Annotated in this window: 15 protein-coding genes; 9 read left to right on the top strand and 6 right to left on the bottom strand. The window is 73.2% G+C overall.

Annotated features, from left to right (window positions below; genetic code table 11):
• Positions 1 to 24 precede the first annotated feature (24 nt).
• On the top strand, positions 25 to 954 hold the full coding sequence (locus ACZ52R_RS08615; protein ID WP_465616488.1) for a helix-turn-helix transcriptional regulator: 930 nt from the start codon (positions 25 to 27) through the stop codon (positions 952 to 954).
• 3 nt (positions 955 to 957) lie between these two features.
• Here the strand turns inward: ACZ52R_RS08615 and ACZ52R_RS08610 are convergent, their stop codons facing one another.
• Entirely contained in the window at positions 958 to 1,152 is a 195-nt protein-coding gene (locus tag ACZ52R_RS08610; RefSeq protein ID WP_360494612.1) for a DUF397 domain-containing protein, read from the bottom strand.
• Positions 1,153 to 1,172: 20 nt separating this feature from the next.
• Here ACZ52R_RS08610 and ACZ52R_RS08605 point away from each other — a divergent pair, with 20 nt between their 5' ends.
• From ACZ52R_RS08605 to ACZ52R_RS08590, 4 genes are all read left to right on the top strand, one after another.
• Complete coding sequence (locus ACZ52R_RS08605) at positions 1,173 to 2,705, top strand: serine/threonine-protein kinase (protein ID WP_465616490.1); 1,533 nt, start codon at positions 1,173 to 1,175, stop codon at positions 2,703 to 2,705.
• A gap of 184 nt (positions 2,706 to 2,889) precedes the next feature.
• A complete protein-coding gene (locus ACZ52R_RS08600; RefSeq protein ID WP_465616492.1) occupies positions 2,890 to 4,410 on the top strand; it encodes a TIR-like protein FxsC in 1,521 nt (506 codons plus the stop codon).
• The gene (gene fxsT, locus ACZ52R_RS08595) at positions 4,407 to 8,414 is read left to right on the top strand and encodes an FxSxx-COOH system tetratricopeptide repeat protein (RefSeq protein ID WP_465616494.1); all 4,008 of its coding nucleotides are present in this window, start codon (positions 4,407 to 4,409) and stop codon (positions 8,412 to 8,414) included. Before ACZ52R_RS08600 ends, fxsT begins: the two co-directional genes overlap by 4 nt.
• Positions 8,415 to 8,451: 37 nt before the next feature.
• Positions 8,452 to 9,417, top strand: a complete 966-nt coding sequence (locus ACZ52R_RS08590; protein ID WP_360494603.1) for a 2-hydroxyacid dehydrogenase — start codon at positions 8,452 to 8,454, stop codon at positions 9,415 to 9,417.
• Between the two features lie 10 nt (positions 9,418 to 9,427).
• Here ACZ52R_RS08590 and ACZ52R_RS08585 read toward each other — a convergent pair whose 3' ends face one another.
• From ACZ52R_RS08585 to ACZ52R_RS08575, 3 genes are all read right to left on the bottom strand, one after another.
• Complete coding sequence (locus ACZ52R_RS08585) at positions 9,428 to 10,282, bottom strand: alpha/beta fold hydrolase (protein ID WP_360494600.1); 855 nt, start codon at positions 10,280 to 10,282, stop codon at positions 9,428 to 9,430.
• Between the two features lie 23 nt (positions 10,283 to 10,305).
• On the bottom strand, positions 10,306 to 11,379 hold the full coding sequence (locus ACZ52R_RS08580; RefSeq protein ID WP_465616496.1) for a DUF4231 domain-containing protein: 1,074 nt from the start codon (positions 11,377 to 11,379) through the stop codon (positions 10,306 to 10,308).
• A 181-nt stretch (positions 11,380 to 11,560) separates the two neighbouring features.
• The gene (locus ACZ52R_RS08575) at positions 11,561 to 12,325 is read right to left on the bottom strand and encodes a sugar isomerase domain-containing protein (protein ID WP_465616498.1); all 765 of its coding nucleotides are present in this window, start codon (positions 12,323 to 12,325) and stop codon (positions 11,561 to 11,563) included.
• Between the two features lie 221 nt (positions 12,326 to 12,546).
• Between ACZ52R_RS08575 and ACZ52R_RS08570 the strand changes: the two genes are divergently transcribed.
• A complete protein-coding gene (locus tag ACZ52R_RS08570; RefSeq protein WP_465616500.1) occupies positions 12,547 to 13,239 on the top strand; it encodes a metal-dependent transcriptional regulator in 693 nt (230 codons plus the stop codon).
• A gap of 492 nt (positions 13,240 to 13,731) precedes the next feature.
• Here the strand turns inward: ACZ52R_RS08570 and ACZ52R_RS08565 are convergent, their stop codons facing one another.
• Positions 13,732 to 14,442 carry a bifunctional DNA primase/polymerase gene (locus tag ACZ52R_RS08565; protein ID WP_465616502.1) on the bottom strand — a complete coding sequence of 237 codons (711 nt, stop codon included), beginning with the start codon at positions 14,440 to 14,442 and terminating at the stop codon, positions 13,732 to 13,734.
• Between the two features lie 306 nt (positions 14,443 to 14,748).
• Between ACZ52R_RS08565 and ACZ52R_RS08560 the strand changes: the two genes are divergently transcribed.
• Positions 14,749 to 16,125, top strand: a complete 1,377-nt coding sequence (locus ACZ52R_RS08560; protein ID WP_360494589.1) for a transcriptional regulator — start codon at positions 14,749 to 14,751, stop codon at positions 16,123 to 16,125.
• A gap of 178 nt (positions 16,126 to 16,303) precedes the next feature.
• On the top strand, positions 16,304 to 17,581 hold the full coding sequence (locus ACZ52R_RS08555; protein WP_465753192.1) for a hypothetical protein: 1,278 nt from the start codon (positions 16,304 to 16,306) through the stop codon (positions 17,579 to 17,581).
• 120 nt (positions 17,582 to 17,701) lie between these two features.
• Here the strand turns inward: ACZ52R_RS08555 and ACZ52R_RS08550 are convergent, their stop codons facing one another.
• Positions 17,702 to 19,000, bottom strand: coding sequence for an ABC transporter substrate-binding protein (locus ACZ52R_RS08550; protein WP_465753190.1), 1,299 nt, complete (start codon positions 18,998 to 19,000; stop codon positions 17,702 to 17,704).
• Between the two features lie 256 nt (positions 19,001 to 19,256).
• Between ACZ52R_RS08550 and ACZ52R_RS08545 the strand changes: the two genes are divergently transcribed.
• Complete coding sequence (locus ACZ52R_RS08545) at positions 19,257 to 19,688, top strand: SCO4402 family protein (RefSeq protein ID WP_465616508.1); 432 nt, start codon at positions 19,257 to 19,259, stop codon at positions 19,686 to 19,688.
• Positions 19,689 to 19,792: the final 104 nt, after the last annotated feature.

The following is a 19,792-nucleotide window of genomic DNA, read 5'->3' as shown; positions in this document are numbered from 1 at the left end:
TGGAACCAGGGGATACTGGGCGGCATGCGCGCGAGTCGGCTGGTCACCCTGCTCCTGCTGCTCCAGAACCGGGGCCGGATGACGGCCGAGCAGCTGGCCGGGGAGCTGGAGGTCTCGGTCCGTACGGTCTACCGGGACGTCCAGGCGCTCGCCGCCGCCGGCATCCCGCTGTACGGCGACGCCGGACACGCCGGCGGCTACCGGCTGGTCGACGGCTACCGCACCCGCCTCACCGGGCTGACCGCCGACGAGGCGCAGGCCGCCTTCCTCGCCGCGCTCCCGGGCACGGCCGCCGAACTCGGACTCGGCGAGGCGCTCGCCGCCGCCCAGCTCAAGCTGAGGGCCGCTCTTCCGGCCGAGCTGCGCGAGCAGGCCGGGCGGATCCAGGAGCGCTTCCTGCTCGACGCCCCGGGCTGGTACGGCGACGCGGACGACACCCCACACCTGGCCGCCGTCGCCGCAGCGGTGTGGGCGCGGCGGGCGGTGGTCCTGCGGTACCGGCGCTGGCGGGCGCCGGAGGAGGTCGAGCGGCGGGTGGAGCCGTACGGGCTGGTGCTCAAGGCCGGGCGCTGGTACCTGGTCGCCGGCGGGCCGTCCGGGATGCGGACCTACCGCGTCGACCAGATCATCGAACTCGCCATGACCGAGCAGGAGTTCGAAGCCCAGGGCGACTTCGACCTCGCCTCGCACTGGGCGGCCTACCTCGCCGACTTCCGGGCCCGGCTGCACACCGGCGAGGCGCTGGTCCGGCTCACCCCGGAGGGCGCCCGCCGCCTCGGCGTGACACCCACGGACGACGGTTGGACGGAGGCCCGGGTGCCCATCGAGTCGGTCGACCACGCGCACGGCGAGTTCCTGCGGCTCGGCGCCGACGTCGAGGTACTGGAACCGGCCGAACTTCGCGACCGCGTCGCCGCGACGGTACGGGCACTGGCCGCCCGCTATCCGGGGTGATCCTCAGGCGACGAAGTGGTCGAACTCGCCGGCCTTGGCGCCCCGGACCCAGGCGTCGAACTTGACGCGGGTGGTGGTGACGATGTGGGTGGGGTTGTTCGATTCGCGGATGTAGACGAGGTCGCCGTCGGAGGCGATCTCCAGGTAGTTGGCTTGGTCGCCGCTGGTGCTGGACCTCTGCCACTCAAGGTGTTCCACGGTTGCCTTCCTCGGGTCCTGTGGTGGACGTGCTGACAATATCCGCGAGCAGAGCGGCATGGGATTGGGAAGCCACTACGGTTTACCCGGACATCACACGGCGGCGGGGGTTGTCGATGCAGGGCGCGGTGATCGGTGGGCGCTACCGGATGGGCGAGCGCATCGGGTCGGGCGGCATGGGCGAAATCTGGAGCGCCCACGACACCAGGCTGGCCCGGGATGTCGCCGTCAAGCTGATCCTGCCGCGCTTCGACGGCATGGACGACAGTGCGGAGCAGGCCCGCTTCCAGCGGGAGGCGCGGCTCACCGCCCGGCTCCACCATCCGAACATCGTCGGTGTCCACGATTGCGGGATCCACCTGGAGGCCGGGCTGCCGATGCCTTTCGTGGTCATGGACCTCCTCGCCGGGCAGTCGCTCGCCGCGCTGCTGAAGTCCGGCCGGCGTCCTGGCGTCGCGGAAGTCGTGGACTGGGGCATGCAGGTCTGCGGGGCGCTGGCTGTGGCGCACCGCGAGGGCGTCGTGCACCGCGACATCAAGCCCGCCAACCTCTTCCTCACCCGCCGTGTCGACGGTACCGAGGCTGTCGTCGTCCTCGACTTCGGCATCGCGGCCTACCTGCAGGGGAACCACACCCAGCTCACCCCCGACGGATACATGATCGGCACCGCCGCCTACATGGCCCCCGAGCAGGCCAGGCGCGAGAGCGTCGACGGCCGTGCGGACCTGTACGCGCTCGGCTGTGTGCTGTACGAACTCCTCACTGGTGCGCCGCCGTTCGGCATCCATGCGAATCCGGGTGCCCTCGCGGCCGCCCACATGTACGAGCCGCCCGTGCCGCTGCGGCAGCACCGGCCCGACCTGCCCCACGGCCTCGACCGGTTACTGCTCCAGCTCCTCGCGAAGAGCCCGGCCGGCCGCCCCCCGTCGGCGCTCGCTGCCGCCGAGGCCCTCGCGGGCGCCACCGACGACCGGCTCCCCACCGCGGGGGAACTGACCGCGACTTACGACCTGGCCAATTCCCTCGGTCGGCTGGGGCGCCACGGGGAGGCGGCGGCGTTGCTGGACGGGTTGGCGGCGGACCGTGCTCGCGTCCTGGGCGCCGACCACCCGGACACCATCAAGGCTCGGCACAACCGCGCGTACAACCTGGGTGAGGCGGGGCGCCACCTGGAGGCGGCGGCGCTGCTGGAGCGGGTGGTGGCCGACCGGGCGCGCGTCCTGGGTCCTGATCATCCGCACACGCTCACGGCCCGCCACAACCAGGCCTACTACTTGGGTCAGGCAGGGCAGCATGCTCGGGCGGCGGCGCTGCTGGAAGGGGTGGTGGCCGACCGGGCGCGTGTCCTGGGTCCTGATCATCCGCACACGCTCACGGCCCGCCACAACCACGCGTGCAACCTGGGCGAGGCGGGGCGCCACCTGGAGGCGGCCGGTCTGCTGGAGCGGGTGGCGGCCGACCGGGCGCGCGTCCTGGGTCCGTCCCATCGGCTCACGGTCATGTCCCGCAGGAGCCATGCGGTCTACGCCGAGCGGATCGGGCGGTTCGGTTGACCGTCGGCCCGATCGGCCTCGTCAACCGGCCGTCGGTCGACTGCCGCGGCGGCATCGTTTCGGTCATGTCAATTCGTGCGAGTCGTTGTGCTATTCCATTGGGGTGTCAGTCGTTCCTACACTGAAGCCCCGCCGCACGGGGGCTGCGGGAGGCAGGTTGCCGACGGGCCCGGGGGAGGCGCGTGTGACTGACCGGGGCTGGGACGAGGACGACACCCGGCCGTACTTCTTCCTCTCCTACGCGCACACCCCGAAAGCCGGTGCGCGTGGCGCCGGCGACCCGAACCACTGGGTCCGGCAGCTGTACCGGGACCTCTGCGAGGCGGTGCTCCAGCTGACCACCGCCCCGGACGGGGTGCCGGTGGGCTTCATGGACGAGTCCATGCACCAGGGCGAGTTGTGGGCCGATCGGCTGTCCGACGAGTTGGCGAGCTGCCGGGTGTTCGTCCCGCTGTACTCCCCCCGGTACTTCAACAGCGTGCCGTGCGGTCAGGAATGGCACGCCTTCACCCGCCGTCCGGTCTATCCGGCGAACCTCGACTCGGAGCGCACCAGCGGCATCGTCCCGGTGCTGTGGGCGCCGATGAGCCGTTACCGGCTGCCGAAGGTGGCCAGTGAACTCCAGTTCAACCACGCGAGTTTCGGGCCCGACTACGCCACCGAGGGCCTGTACGCGCTGATGAAGCTCACCTACTTCCGTTCCGCGTACGAGCTGGCCGTGCACCGCCTGGCGGCCCGGATCGTGCAGGTGGCGGAGGAGACGGTGATCCCCGTCGGGCGGCGTCTCGAATTCAACACCCTCCCCAGTGCGTTCAATGTGACCGCCCCGACCAGGCAGCTGCGGATCTCGGTACTCGCCTACCACCAGGGCGAGTTGCCGGATGGCCGCAACCCCGACTACTACGGCGAGCGGCGCACCGACTGGCATCCGTACCGGCCGGTCGGCTCGCCCATCGCGCAGCACGCGGTGCGGCTGGCACGGCAGTTGGGGTTCCAGCCGACCGTGCACGAGTTCGACGACGAGGCCGCGTCGATCATCGAGGGCAACGCCGAGGCCCCCGGCCTGCTGCTGCTCGACCGGTGGGCGCTGCGCGATCCGCGCCGGCGCGAACTGGTGCGGCGCTTCGACCGCTCGGACGCCACCTGGGTGAGCGTGCTGGAGCCGTGGAACGCCGACGACCCGGAGTGCCAGGAAAGCGCGGGCGAGCTGGGCGACCTGAGCGACGACACGCTGCGCATCACCCGGCGGGCGGGCCGTCCGAGCTTCCTCGGCGCGACCGGCCCGGCCCGCGCGACCGGGCTGCATTCGCTGGAGGACTTCGACGACGCGCTGCCCCGGGCCGCGATGAAGGCCAAGTACGCCTTCGAGGGCCGTACCAGGGCCGAACCGGAGGAACCTCCGCCACCCCGGCCGAGTCTGCGGGACGCGTTCCGGCGCGGGGGAGGCGGGCCAGGGCCGGACGGCTCGGGCGAGGACCCCTTCGCCCAGGACGAGAACAACGGCGGCGACCGGAACAACGGCGGCGACCCGCACCGCGAGCGCGACCGGAACAACGGCGGTGACCCGCACCGCGAGCGCGACCGGAACAACGGCGGTGACCCGCACCGCGAGCGCGACCCGTACCGCGAGCACGACCCGTACCGCGACGACGGCGATGACCCCGATGACGGGATGGCGCCCCTGGGAGGACGAGGAAACCGATGACCGAGAACCGCACCAGGAACCTCCGCCTCGGGGGCCTCGCCGCCGCCGATCTGGTCGCCCAGCGCGAGGCCGAGCGGCGGGCCGCGGAGCAGGACCGCAACGGCCGGATCATCACCTTCTACTCGTACAAGGGCGGCACCGGCCGCACCATGGCCCTCGCCAACACCGCGTGGATCCTGGCCGCCAACGGCTTCCGCGTGCTCACCGTGGACTGGGACCTGGAGGCGCCGGGCCTCGCCAAGTTCTTCCACCCCTTCCTCGACCCGGCCTCCCTCGCCGGCACCACCGGGATGATGGACCTGATCGCCGAGTACCGCGAGGAGGCGCTGCGCCCGGTCGAGCACGCCGAGGGCTGGCACCTGGACTTCGCCCGGGTGCACCCGCACGCGCTGTCGCTCACCTGGCCGCACTTCCCGTCCACCGGCAGCCTGGACTTCCTCTCCGCGGGCCAGTTCAACCGGGACTACTCCGAGGCCGTCACCCACCTCGACTGGGACATCTTCTACGACCGCTTCGACGGCGGGCAGTTCTTCGACGCCCTCAAGGCCGACATGGCCAAGCGCTACGACTACGTGCTGATCGACTCCCGCACCGGCCTGTCCGACATCGCCGAGATCTGCACCGTGCAGATGCCCGACGACCTGGTGGTCTGCTTCACCCTGAGCGACCAGTCGATCGACGGTGCCTCCCGGATCGCCCAGCACATCCACGACCGCTACCGCGAGCGCGGCATCCGCATCCTGCCCGTCCCGATGCGCATCGACGAGGGCGAGAAGGAGAAGGCGGACGCGGGCCGGGCGCTCGCCCGGGTCCGCTTCGACGGCCTGCCCGCCGGCTTCAACGGCGAGGAACTCGCCGCGTACTGGGGCTCGGTGGAGATCCCGTACCGGCCGTTCTACGCCTACGAGGAGATCCTCGCGACCTTCGGCGACCAGACCGGCACCCCGACCTCGATGCTGGCCGCCTGCGAGCGGCTGACCTCCATGCTCACCGACGGCCGGGCCCCCGGCCTGCCGCCGATGGACGAGGCGGTCCGGCTGCGCTACGTGGACGCGTTCACCCGCCGCCGCCCGTCCGTCCCGGCCGACCTCTACCTCTCCTACGTCCCCGAGGACCGGATGTGGGCGGACTGGATCGAGTCCGTCCTCACCCGGGCGGGCTTCCGGGTGCTGCCCCGCGACCTCAGCGCCGGCACCGACCCGCGCGAGGAGACCGAGCGCGGCATCGACTCGGCGTTCCGGACGGTCGCCGTGCTCTCGCCCGCCTACCAGCGCTCCCCGCAGGCCCGGGCGCTGTGGGAGTCGGTGGTCAGCTCCGACCCGTCCGGGACCAGGCGCCAGCTGCTGCCCGTCCGGGTCGGGGACGTGCGGCTCACCGCGCCGTTCAGCAACCGCAACCCGGTCGACCTGGTCGGCCGCGACGAGACGCAGTCGATCCAGAGCCTGCTGCGCGCCCTCGGCCGCGGCGACGTCCCGCTCGAGGACGCGCCCAACGGCGGGCCGCGGTTCCCCGGCAGCAAGCCGTCGGTGTGGGACGTCCCGCCGCGCAACCCCTCCTTCACCGGCCGCGCCGCCGTCCTGGAACAGCTGCGCAACCAGCTGCGCGGCGGCATGGCGGCCGTCCTGCCGACCCCGCAGACCCTGTACGGGCTCGGCGGCGTCGGCAAGACCCAGGTGGCGCTGGAGTACGCCCACCGCTTCATGTCCGACTACGACCTGGTCTGGTGGATCGACGCCGAACAGACCGAGCTGGTCGCCCCGGCCCTCGCCGAACTCGCCCGCCGGCTCGGCCTGCGGGTCGGCGACTCGGTGACCGAGGCCGCCGAGGCCGCCCGCGAGGCACTGCGCCGCGGCGTACCCACCTCGCGCTGGCTGCTGATCTTCGACAACGCCGACGAACCCGCCGAGATCCGCCGCTTCTTCCCCGGCGGCTCCGGCCACATCCTGGTCACCTCCCGCAACCAGGCCTGGACCGGGCACGCCGAGGCCCTGGAAGTCGACGTCTTCACCCGCGGCGAGAGCGTCGAACACCTGTGCCGACGCGCCCGCAGCCTCTCCCGGCCCGACGCCGACCGGGTCGCCGAAGCCGTCGGCGACCTGCCGCTCGCCGTCGAGGTGGCCGCCGCCTGGCTGGACACCACCGGCACCCCGGTGGAGACCTACGTCACCCAGCTGCACGCCGAAGCCGCCCGCGCACTCGCCGTCGGCCGCCCCGCCGACTACCCCACCCCGGTCGCCGCGACCTGGAACGTCTCCATCGGACGGCTGCGCCAGCAGTCCCCGGCAGCGGTGCGACTGCTGCAACTGTGCGCGTTCTTCGCACCCGAGCCGATCTCGATGAACCTCTTCTACAGCGACCAGATGATCCGGGCGCTGGTGAAGTACGACGCCGACCTCAGCGACAAGTTCATGCTGGGCAAGGTCATCCAGGCGATCGGCCGCTACGCGCTGGCCAAGGTCGACGCCGGCAGCAACAGCTTCCAGGTGCACCGCCTGGTCCAGGCGGTGATCCGGGCCGGCATGACCGCCGACGAGCAGGAGATCGCCGTCCACGAGGTGCACCGCATCCTCACCGGCGCCCGACCCGTCCTCGGCGACACCGACGACCCGGCCAACTGGCCCGCCTTCGACGAGATCTGGCCACACCTGTCGCCGTCCAGGGCCCACAACTGCGACGAGGCCGACACCCGCCAGCTGCTCATCGACCGGGTCCGCTACCTGTGGAAGCGCGGCGAACTCGACCGCGCCCGCGACCTCGGCCACGCCCTCGACGCGGAGTGGACCAGCAAACTCGGCGAGGACGACCGGCAGACCCTGCTGCTGCGCTTCCAGCTCGCCAACGTGCTGCGCTCCCAAGGCAACTACGCCGAGGCGCTGGCCCTGGACGAGTCCACCCTGGAACGCCAGCAGGCGCTGCTCGGCGAGCACCACCCGTACACCCTGATGACGGCCGGCTCGCTAGGCGCCGACCGCCGGGCCCTCGGCCGGTTCCAGGCCGCACTCGACCTCGACCGCGAAATCCTCGACCAGTTCCGCGAGTTGTTCGGCGACGACAACCCGCGCACGCTCTCCATGGCGAACAACCTGGCGATCGACTACCGCCTGGTCGGCGACAGCGAGGCCGCCCGCGAACTCGACCAGGAGACCCTCGACCGGCGCACCGCCGTCCTCGGCCCCAAACACCCCTACACCCTGTCCACCAAGTCCAACCTGGCCCGCGACCTGCGCGAACTCGGCGACTACCGGGGCTCGGTGGACCTGCTGCAGGAAGTCACCTCCGACCTCGGCGACGTCCTCGACCCGGACCTCCCGGAGAACCTGCGCAACGCCAAGTCGCTGGCCGTCTCGCTGCGCCGCATCGGCCAGCTCGCCGAGGCCCGCCGGATCACCAAGGAGACCTACGAGCGCTACCTGGAGCGCTACGGCGCCGACGCCCCCGACGCCCTCGCCTGCGCGCTCAACCTGGCCGCCGACCACAGCGCCTCCGGCGACAAGGAAGCCGCCCGCGACCTCTGCTCCACCGTCTTCGAAGGCCACCGGAGGCTGTTCGGCGACGAACACCCGTTCACCCTGGCCTGCGCCAACAACCTCGGCATCTACCTGCGCGGCAGCGGCGACGTCCAGGGCGCCATCGAGCGCGGCCGGCTCACCGTCGAGGGACTGACCCGCTCGGTCGGACCGGAACACCCCTACACCCTCAACGCGATGATCAACCTGGCCAACGCCTACGGCGACGACGGGCAACTGGCGCTCGCCGAACAGCTCGGCCGGGCCGCCCACCAAGGGCTGTGCGAGCGCTACTCGGGGCAGCACCCGGACGCGGTGGCCTGCGAAGCCAACCTGGCCGTCACCCTGCGGACGGCCGGCCGGCACACCCAGGCCGCCGAGCTGCGGTCGCGATCGATCGCCGAGCTGATCCGGCAGTTCGGCGAGGAGCACCCCAACACGGTGTCGGCGCGCGGCTGGAAGCGGATCAACCGCGACCTGGAGCCGCAGCCGGTGTGAGTCCGCTCCGGACAGGGGCGGGGTACGCTGCCGAGCCATGGCCACCACCCCGCCCCCGGTCCTGGTCACCCGGCGCCTGGCGCCCGGTGTCATCGAACGGCTCACCGCCCGCCACGCCGTCACCCGCCACGACTCCGACCAGGCGATGGACCGGGCCGAGCTGCTCGCCGCCGTCCGCGGCCGGCAGGCCGTGCTCACCACCCTGGACGACCGGGTCGACGGCGAGTTCCTCGACGCGGCCGGCCCCGGGCTGCGGATCGTCGCCAACCACGCGGTCGGCTACCACAACGTCGACCTGGCCGCCTGCGCCGAGCGCGGGGTGCTGGTCTCCCACACCCCCGGCGTGCTCACCACCGCCACCGCCGACATGGCCTGGGCCCTGCTGCTGGCCGCCACCCGCCGCCTCGGCGAGGGCGAACGCCTGCTGCGCTCCGGCACGCCCTGGACCTGGGCGCCCACCTTCCTGCTCGGCCTGGAACTGGCCGGCACCCCGCTCGGCGTGCTCGGCATGGGCCGGATCGGCCAGGCGGTCGCCCGCCGGGCCCGCGCCTTCGACATGCCGGTCAGCTACCACAACCGCCGCGAACTGCCGCCCGAGCAGGCCGAGGGCGCCGACTGGAAGCCGCTGGAGGACCTGCTCGCCACCTCCACCGTGCTGGTCGTCACCTGCCCGCTCGGCGACGCCACCCGGCACCTGCTGGACGCCCGCCGGCTGGCCCTGCTGCCGCACGGCGCGGTGGTCGTCAGCATGACCGCCGGCGTGGTGGACGAGGAGGCGCTGGCCGCCGCGCTGGAGTCCGGCGCACTGTTCGCCGCCGCCGTCGACAACTTCGAGCACGAGCCCGCCGTCCCGTCCGCGCTGCTCGCCCAGGAGCGCGCGGTCCTGGCCCCGCACCTGGGCAGCGCCACCGTCGCCACCCGACAGGCGATGGGCGGCCTGGCGGTGGACAACATCCTGGCAGTGCTCGACGGCGAACCGCCGGTCACCCCGGTGCGGCCCTGAGCCGGTAGGGCTAACCCGCTGCCCAGGCCAGGGCGGTGGTCATCACCCGGAAGGCTCCGAAGTGCGCGGCGCCGGGTTCCAGGAAGAGCTCGGCGTCCGGGATGTGGTCGGCCAGCCAGCGGGAGTGGTCGACCGGGGAGAACTGGTCGTCGGCGCCGTGCCAGAGCCAGGTCGGCACCCGGACGGACCCGACGTCGAAGCCCCAGTCGGCGGTGAAGGCCAGCACGTCGTCGATCCAGCCGTCCGCGCCGTGCCGGAACGCCTCCCGGTAGTTGCTCTGCAGCATCCGCCGCAGTCCGCTGTCGGCCACCACCGCCCGGTCGGCGGGGGAGAGTTCGGTGCGCAGCCCGTTCAGCAGCCGGACCGGGTCGTCCTTGATCTGCCGGGAGCGGAACTCCATCGCGTCGGCGATCCGGCCGTGTCCGCGCTCGGCCTCCTGGTACGCGCGGACGTTGGACGGGGTCATCCCCGCGTACCAGTCCAGGCCGGCCGCGTCGCGCGGCGCGAGGCCCACCAGGACCGCGACCCGGCTGACCCGCTCCGGCAGCAGCGCGGCGCAGGCCAGCGCGTGCGGGCCGCCGCCGGAGCGGCCGAGCACCGCGAAGCTGTCCAGCCCGAACTCGTCCGCGATGGCCCGTACATCGGCCGCCGCCGCGTTCACCCGGCGGCCGAACAGCCGGGTCGAGTCGCCGTAGCCGGGCCGGTCGTACGAGATCAGCCGCACGCCCAGCCGGTACAGCACGGTGCTGCGCGGGTGCGGGCCGACCCGGCTGCCGGGCATGCCGTGCAGCAGGAACACCGGTCGGCCGCGTGGGTCGCCGAGGGACTCGACCGCGAGGGCGCGGTCGTCCGCGGTCTTGACCATCCGTAACGACACCTGCGGCCTCCTCAGTGTTCCCGGTCGATTCGGTGCTCCGGGGCGGGTCGGTGCTCCGGGTCGGTCCCCTGCCCCCGGTGGTGCTCGTGCTCCCGGTGGTCCTCGTCCTCCCGGTCGTTCTCGTCCTCCCGGTCGGTGGTGGTGCGGACCTCCCGGCGGGCCTGCCAGGTGGTGTGCTCGCGGGAGATCGCGTCCTCGGCGTCCCGGGCCAGCCGGGCCCAGATCTCCTCGGCCTCCGGCGCGTCGAGGTCCAGCTCGGCGAGTTGGCGCTGGATCTGGGCCAGCTCCTCGGCGGCCAGCGCGTACGCGGCGGCCAGCGGCCGGTACTGGCGCAGTTGTGCCCAGGCGGTGACCGAGGCGGCCACCGCCGAGACGGTGCCCAGCGCGTCGTAGGTGAACGCGCCGAGCGCCCGCAGCAGCGCGAGCACCAGCCCGAGCGCGGGCAGCAGCACGCCCAGCACCCCGGCCCAGTGGCCGGTCCGGGCGCAGTAGCGGGCCTTGGCGCGGTACCAGTCGTGCTGCACCTGGATCCGCTCGCCCAGGTACACCTCGCGGCGCACCGCCAGCGGCTGCTCGCGCAGGTCGCGCATCGCCGCGGTGATCTCCGCCGCGCTCCCGGCCTCGCTCCCCGTCCCGCTCCCGGCCCCGCTCCCCGGCACGGCCACCGGGCTGTCCCGGAAGGCGCCGAGCACCCGGCCGAGCTGGAAGCGGTACAGGCCCTCGGCGTCCGGCAGGGTGCGCGGCGGCGGCTGGTAGGCGTCGGCCCGGACGGCGTACTTCCAGACCAGGGTCTTCACCGACTCGGCGGCCGCCCGGCCTTCGTACCAGAGGCCCTGCGGGTTCTGCCGGCTGATCACCACCGCCAGCGCGACCGCGCCGAGGTAGGCGCCGGCGGCCGGCCAGGCCCAGGGCTCGCCGTCGGCCGAGCCGGTCGCGGCGGCGACCACCAGCAGGACCAGCTCCCAGGCGGAGAGCAGCACCGAGCGCCGCTGGCCGCGCAGCGAGGCCGCGTCGGCGGCCCAGAAGAACTCGGGCAGTAGGTCCCGCTCGCGCACCCAGCCGGTTCGTCCCGCACCAGACGCCATGTTCGGCCCCCACCCGTCGCTCCGGTCGCACCGCTCTCCTGCCCCGGGCGGCTTCCCGGTACGCCTGGCGCGGCCGGGGGTGGCCCGCAATGGCCGGGAAGGCCCGGTGGATTGTCCGGGACTCCCCGTGTTCGTTCCGGTACCGAGCGTGCGCGGCACCCCGGGGCTCGGTGGGTGCGGCTCAGTAGGTGTAGAGGACCCGCTCGGCGTTGTCGGCCATCTGCCGGGTGTTCCACTCGGTGCCGCCCGGGACGTTGCCGGAGCGGAACAGCGGCGGGGCGGGGGCGTCCCCGGCGGCCGCCCGGTCGGCGAGCCGGCCGACCGCCGAGGCGACCACGGCCTGCATCAGTGCGCTGGTCACGATGGTGGAGACCGGGCCGAAGGTGGTCTCGGCGCCCGGGTGGGTCAGCTCGCCGTCGCCGACCGCGATCTTGCTGTCCAGCACCACGTCGCAGTGGTCCTTCAGGTAGGTGCCGGAGGGGTGGGCGGAGGGCACCTCCTCCGGGTAGGCCAGCGAGGTCACCCCGATCACCTTCAGGCCGCGGTCCCGGGCGTACCGGGCCAGCTCGACCGGCATGACCTGGCGGCCGGACAGCGAGATCACGAACAGCAGGTCGCCGGTGGTCGCCGGGGTCAGGTCCAGGGTCGCGGTGGCCAGCCCGGAGACCCGCTCCAGGGCGCTGGACAGGGGAGCGGGCATCACCGTCACCCCGGTCGTCCCGGGCACGTTCAGCAGGTTCATCGGGACCAGCCCGCCGGCCCGGTAGACCACGTCCTGGGCCGGCAGCGAGGAATGTCCGGCACCGAAGGTGAAGACCCGGCGGCCCTCGGTCATCGCCTCCGCCAGCAGCGCGGCGGCGGCCTCGACGGTGTCGGCCTCCTCCTCGCGCACCCGCTGGAGGTGGGCGATCGCGGCGTCGAAGTACCTGCCGACCAGGTCGTTCATCGGGTGCCTCCGCTCTCTGCCGGTGAGGGAGCCGGCCGGGTGGGGCGGTCCTGGTGGTCCAGACCGCCGGTGGAGAAAGCTACGGCCAGCACGGTCGCGTCCCGGCCGTACCGCTGTCAACAGGAACGAAATCCCGTGCCCGAAGCCCCCGGGCGGCCCCGGTTGTCGCCTCGGTACGTCAGAATTGGCGATGAGGACACCGAAGAACGGAGCCAGCGGCGATGTCTGGGCTGATCGACACCACTGAGATGTACCTTCGCACCATCCTGGAGCTGGAGGAGGAGGGCATCGTCCCGATGCGCGCCCGGATCGCGGAGCGCCTGGAACAGAGCGGTCCCACGGTCAGCCAGACGGTCGGCCGGATGGAGCGCGACGGCCTGCTCCAGGTTGCCGGGGACCGTCACCTCGAACTCACCGAGGACGGCCGCCGTCTCGCGGTGCGCGTCATGCGCAAACACCGCATCGCGGAGTGCCTGCTGGTCGACGTGATCGGCCTGGAGTGGGAGCAGGTGCACGAGGAGGCGTGCCGCTGGGAGCACGTGATGAGCGAGACGGTCGAGCGCAAGGTGCTCGCCATGCTCGGCCACCCCACCCAGTCCCCGTACGGCAACCCGATCCCGGGCCTGGACGAGCTGGGTGACACCAAGGCCGAGGGCGAGGGCTTCGACGCCGGGCTCGTCCCGCTGGACACCGTCAAGCCGGGCGAGGCCGGGGCCGACGTGGTGGTCCGCCGGATCGGCGAGCCGATCCAGACCGACAGCGCGCTGATGAGCACCCTGCGCCGGGCCGGCGTCCGGCCGGGTTCCACGGTCAAGGTGAATGTCGGCGTCGGCGGTCTGCTGGTCGGCACCGGGGACACCGCGGCGGAGCTGGGCAAGGACATCGCCCAGCACGTCTTCGTCGCCCAGCCCTGAGGCGCCGACACCGTACGGCCGAGTCGGGCCCGCTGCCTCCCGTGCAGCGGGCCCGACTCGTCCTCCCCGTCCCTCCCTGTTCCCCTCCGCTCCCTCCCTGCTCCCTCCCCGGGTTCCCCTCCGGCGCCTCGCCCGGCTTCCCCGTCCGAGCGCCCCTTCCGGCATCCCCACGCACCGCAATTCCTCCCCTCGGCCGATCATGGCAATCCTTGAGCGCTGTCACTCGTACGAGGGGCTTCTGCGGTTGACCAGCGGGTACACCGAAGCCTTATCCGGACTTGCGCAATCCGGAATCGCGTGGTCGGGGCAGGTGTCATCCGGGCAGGTGTCATCTGGACGCGCGCCATCCGGACATACATATGACGGGCCCTGCCTCCGGTGGGAGACAAGGCCCGTCACTCGCGCGCGTTGTGTCGCGCGGTGCACGCCCTCGCCCGATAGGCGTAGGGCGGCCGTTCGGGGGAGGTGAACCGGCCGGGGGCGCGGCCCCGCTCAGCCCACCGCCGCCGGCTGGGCGGCCTGCGCGCCGTGGTGGGCGGGCGACTCGCGGCCGCAGGCGTACGCGAGCGGGCTGATCAGCTCGGCGGCGTCGGGCAGCCAGCGGTTGAGCGAGGAGGGGGAGCGGGCCCACTGGGCGTACCCGGTGGAGCCGATCCGGGACGGCGGGGCGACCGTCCAGTCCCCCTCGCCGCGGGCGACCAGGTCCAGCCGGCCGGGCGGCCAGCCGAGCTTGCGGAGCATCTCCGGGAGCTTGGCCGCGACCCCGGGCAGCACCAGGAAGTGCAGCCGACGGCCGATCCGCCCGGGTGCGGCGGGCAGCACCGCCACCGGGCCGAGCTGGAGGTCCATCCGCTCCATCCGGGCCAGCGCCAGGCAGCCGGCCGTCTCCGGCACGTCCAGGACGTCGAAGGAGCGGCCGGTGGGCAGCAGGATCGAGGCCTGGGGCCGCTCGGTCCACCAGCGCCGCACCGCGCCCGGCCCGGCGCTCGCCTTGCGGGCCCAGTCCGCGTCCATCGGGTGGGCGCCCGGCAGCGTGCAGCGCGGGTCGGCGCAGGAGCAGCGGGCGGGCCCGTCGCCGTCGATCAGCCAGGCACCCGGGGCCACCTCCCAGTGGCGGTTCTCGGCGTAGCCGACGGCTTCGATGAGCAGCGGGGGCAGACCGGCGTTCTTGTCCTGGCCGGAGGCGTCGGGGATGTCTTCCACGCGCTGCTCAACTACCGTGTGTGAGCCTGGTTACGGCCCGACGGTGCCCGGTTGGGCGCATCCCGGCAATGTCACCCGTTCCGGTTACTCGACCGAGTTGGGGCGGCCGAGGGCGGGCGCAGCGGGGGCGCACGGGAGCATTTCCCAGGGCGCAAGGGGGGTGCGGATCGTCACCGTGGGTATCCCGCTGGCGTTGCTGATCGCTAACCTGGTGTCAGATTCCTTGGACGGTCGGACAGTCGGCAACAGATCAGCAGAATCGTCGCCCGCCGGCCGGGACCGGAGGGTGTGGGGAGGCGAAGCCCAATGGCCGCGAGACCACTCGTCGCACGACAGCCCAACGAGCGTCTGCAGCAACTGATCCAGGAGGCCAGCTGCTCCAACGCCGGCCTGGCCCGGAGGGTCAACCTCTGCGGTGCCGAGCACGGTCTGGACCTGAGGTACGACAAGACCTCCGTCGCCCGCTGGCTGCGCGGTCAGCAGCCGCGCGGGCAGGCGCCGGCGGTGATCGCCGAGGCCCTGGGCCGCAAGCTCGGCCGCAGCGTGTCGGTCGAGGAGATCGGCATGGCGGACGGCAAGAACCTGAGCTCGGGCATCGGGCTGCAGTTCGCGCCGACGCTGGGCGCCGCCCTGGAGCAGGTCTGCGAGCTCTGGCGCAGCGACGTCGGCCGGCGGGACTTCCTGACCGGGGCGACGGTCGCCGCCTCGGCGCTGGTGGAGCCCAGCCGGGACTGGCTGATCACCCCGCCGGACCCGGTGGTGGCGCGCACCGGCGGCCCCAGGGTCGGCCCGACCGACGTGGCCGCGATCAAGGCGACCACCGCGATGCTGGTCGACCTGGACCACCGATTCGGCAGCGGGCACGTGCGCCCGGTGGTGGTGCACTACCTCAACTCGGTGGTCTCCGGCCTGCTCGGCGGCGCCTACCGGGAGGAGACCGGCCGTCAACTCTTCGCCGCGGTGGCGAGGTTGACCGAACTGGCCGGCTACATGGCGGTGGACACCGGCCAGCCGGGGCTGGCCCAGCGCTACTACATCCAGGCGCTCCGGCTCGCCCAGGCGGCCGACGACCGCGGCTACGGCGGCTACGTGCTGGCCGCCTCGATGAGCCACCTGGCGGCCACCCTCGGCAACCCGCGGGAGATCGCCCAACTCGCCCGTGCCGCCCAGGAGGGCGCCCGGTCGGTGGCCACCCCGACGGCGATGGCGATGTTCTACGCCGCCGAAGCCCGCGGCCACGCCCTCCTCGGCGACGCCCGCTCCTGCGAGGCGGTGTCGGCCAGGGCGCTGGAGATGATGGAGAAGCGCCGCCCGGAGGACGACCCGGACTGGATCGTCCACTTCGACGACGCTTACCTCGCCGACGAGCTGGCCCACTGCCACCGGGACCTGGAACAGGCCGGCCCGGCCGAGCACTACGCCCGCCGGGCGCTCGACCTGCACCCGCCGACCCGGGTCCGGCGCCGCGCGGTGGACCTGGTGCTGCTGGCCACCGCCCAGTTGCAGCAGCGGGACCTGGAACGCGCCTGTGAGACGGGCACCCAGGCGGTCCGGCTGCTGAGCGGGCTGCGCTCCAACCGGGGCGTGGAGTACCTGGACGAGTTCCGGCGCCGGCTGGAGCCCTACCGGGAACAGCGGGTGGTCCGCGAGTTCCACGCCAGGGCGGACGCGGAGGCGGCCTGATCCGGCGGCGGCCGCGGATCGTCTGCGCAGGGAGCGTGACGGAGGTCCCGCCCACGTGGTCACCCGGTGAGGTGAACCGGTAGCGTGGGCGCGACGTCCAAGGAACTGTGATGCTCCCAAGAACCGACGAGATGTGGTCCGCCGTCAGCGCGCGGTCCTGCACAGGTGAGGAATCGCGTTGAGTCAGCGCCGCTCGTACCCCAACTCGGGTGACTTCAACCTGGACGACCTGTTCCGCCCCGAGCCCGGCCAGCCGCCGGGCCAGCAGGGCCAGCCGCAGGGCCAGCAGCAGTTCCCGGGCCAGCCGCAGGGCCAGCAGCAGTTCCCGGGCCAGCCGGGCCAGCAGCAGTTCCCGGGGCAGCCGCAGGGCCACTCCGCGGTGCCGCCGGTGGGGCAGCCGTCCGGGCAGCCGGAGTACCTCGGGGAGGGCGGGCACGCGCTGCCGACCCAGGCCGTGCCCGCGCAGCCGATGCCCGGCCAGCCGATGCCGGGCCAGCCGACGCCCGTGCCCGGGGCCCCGTGGGGTGCGCCGCAGCCCGGGTACGGCGTCCCGCAGGCCGACCCGGCCCCGGAGACCCAGTACCTGCCGCCCTACCCGGCCGGCGACCCGCAGGGGGGCGGCTACCCGGTGCCGCAGGCTCAGCCCGGCTTCCCGCAGCAGCAGCCCGCGCCCGGCTACCAGGCGTACCCGCCGGCCGCGCAGCCCCAGCCGGCCTACCCGGCGCAGGACTACGGCCAGGACCAGCACCAGGGCTACGCCCCGGATCGCGGGCAGGGCTTCGACGCGACCCAGGCCGGCGGGTCGGGGCGCGGCGGTCGCCCGTCCAACAAGCTGATCATCGGCGGGGTGGTGGCGGGCTGCGCGGCGGCCGGCATCCTGGTCGCCGTCCTGATGAGCGGCGGCACCGACACCAAGGACGGCAAGAAGACCACCCCGGTGGCCGCCACCACCACCACCGGCGTCCCCGGCACGGCGAGCGGGAGCGGCTCCGGCGCCGCCGTCGACCCGGACGTCAAGGCGCAGGCGCAGCCGCTGTCGGACCTGCTGGGCACCGCGAGCGACAGCCGCACCTCGGTGGTCTCCGCGGTCGCCTCGGTGCAGAAGTGCGACAAGCTGCCCGAGTCGCAGCAGGCCCTCACCGCCGCGGCCGGCAAGCGCCGCGAGCTGCAGACCAAGCTGGGCCAGCTGAAGACGGACAAGCTGCCCGGCGGCCAGCAGCTGGTCGAGCAGCTGAACGCGGCGTGGACCGCCTCGGCCCAGGCCGACGACGAGTACGCGGCCTGGGCGCAGGACGCGCAGGCCTCCTGCGACGCGAAGAAGCAGGACAACCAGCACTACAAGAACGCCGTCCAGGCCAGCGGCACCGCGACCACCGCGAAGAAGCAGGCCTCCACGCTCTGGAACACGATCGCCGGCCAGACCGGCCTGCCCAACCGCGGCGACGGCGACCTGTAACCCGGGAGTCGTGGGAGTCCGGGACCCGCGGGACTCGCAGGAGTCGCGGGAGGCAGCCGAGCCGCGGGAGACGCCGGACGGACCGAATCGGGGCGGGCCGCGACGGGCCCGCCCCTCGCGTCACGCCGGCGGACGGCCCCCGGTGAGCACCCAGCGGACGTCCACGAAGCCCGGTTGCTGCAGGGTCATCCGGCCGTTCTTGACCACCTGGTAGGTGACCCAGGTGTTCACCAGACGCGGCGACTCGGTGCTGGGCAGCATGTTGGTGGTGCCCCAGCTCAGCGGCGGGGTGACGCCGGTGTCGATGCCCTCTCCGGCGTCCAGCAGCCCGGTGACCGTCTTCGAGGTGACCGGCTTGCCGGCCTCCGCCAGCTTCTGCGCCACCGTCCGGAAGACCTCGTACGAGACCCAGGTGGTCTGCACCCCGGGGTCGGAGACGTCGATGGTGTTCCCGCCGGTGGTGTCGGCACGCACCACCGAGCGCAGCCCGTCCCAGATCTTCGCCGACTCCGGCGGGTACCAGCTGGTGACGTAGGCGCCGCCGAGCGGGCCGGGGTCGCCGCCGGTGGAGTCGACCACCGACTGCTGCACGCTGCCGATCACCGAGGCGATCCGGGTGTTCTTCGGGTTCAGCTGCCGGTAGGAGTCCAGCAGGTTGCCGGTCGGCTCGGCGGCCAGCGCGCTGGTGACGCAGTTGCCCGGCTCGTCCTTGCCGAGCGCCTTGCGGGCCACCGGGGTGTAGTCGGAGGACTGCTCGGGCGCCTTGACGTCCAGCAGCTTGATCCCGGCCGGCCGCAGCGCGCCGCCGAGGTAGCCGAGCAGGTTGTCACCGGCCGGGGTGTCCGGGCGGACCAGCGCCACGGCCTTGCAGCCGGCCTCGACCAGCTGACGGCCGTTGCCCGCGATCAGCGCCGGCAGGCCGCCGTCCACCGGGTAGGACAGCGGGCTGGAGAACTCGGGCTGGGAGAGCCCGTACCCGCCGATCAGCGGGATGCCGGCGCGCTCCAGGACCGGCATGAAGGCCTCGCCCCACTGGCTGTAGGAGCCGATCACGGCGACGGCCTTGGTGTCCACCGCCTGCTGGGCGCAGGCACGGGCGCCCTCGACGCTGTTGTGCTCGTTGCAGGTGATCACTCGCAGCCGGTGGCCGTTCAGGCCGCCCTTGATGTTGACGTCCTGGCCGATGGCGGAGGCGAGCGCGGTCATGCCCGGCCGGTCGGCGGAGCGGGTGCCGGACGGGGCCCAGGTCATGACCGTCAGGTCGTCGCCGCCGGCGGCATCGGCCGGTCCGCCGCACGCGGAGGCCGAGAGGAGGGTGGGGAGCAGCGCCGCGGCGGTCACGGCGGCGGCGATCGGGCGTCGGCGGCGACGCCGCACGATCGGGGGAGGGCCCTGGAACGAGTCCCTTCGGCTGGTCATCGATCTTCCCTCTCTCTGGGCGCACTCCGGCGCACCGGATCCAGCCAAGCCCCGGTGCCACACGCCGAGAGGGCAGAAGTGCGAACGGTCGGCAAACGGCGGCTGAAATCCGGATCGGTACGCGTGTAGATCGCGAGTGGAGTACGAACAGACGGGGAACGTACGATCGTTCACCATGTCCGTCAGCACAGATTCTTCGCACCGGTCCGCCCGAAACCCTTCTCGTCCGGGCCACCGCTCCAGCACGATGGGCGGCATGCTCAACGATCTGCCCTGGTGGCGCTGGCGAGCCCGACTCCGCTCGGCGCTGCACATGCTGTCCGACCCCGGTTTCCAGCAGGAGGCCTGGCTGACCGGCCGGGAGGGGTACGGGGACGTGACCGACGCCGTGTACCGGCTGGTCGAGGACACCTGGCTGGACCGCTGGTCCGCCGAGAAGTACGTGGGCACGATCTTCCGGGACTCCGCCGAGGCCGCGGTGGTCGACGTCGCGGTGCTGCGGGCGGTGCAGATGCTGCACGAGGTCGGCGCGGACGCCCCGGCCTCCGCCTACCTCGGCCACCCCGGCTGGCCGGAGGCCGTCCGGGCCGCCCGCGAGGCGCACGTGCTGCTGGCCGCCAACGACGGGGACGACCCGGACGCGACGCCCAAGTCGCTGGACGTGCTGCGCATCCTCACCCAGGTCTGAGACCCCGGTCCGACCCCGGCCGGGCTCCGGCCGGACGGTGCCGTCCCGCAGTACGGGCAGCGGGGCGGCGGCTGTCCAGGATGTGACACGCTGGACCGTCCACG

The sequence above is a fragment of the Kitasatospora sp. NPDC034023 genome (genome assembly GCF_055575795.1).
This window is presented reverse-complemented; position numbering and strand designations above follow the sequence as displayed.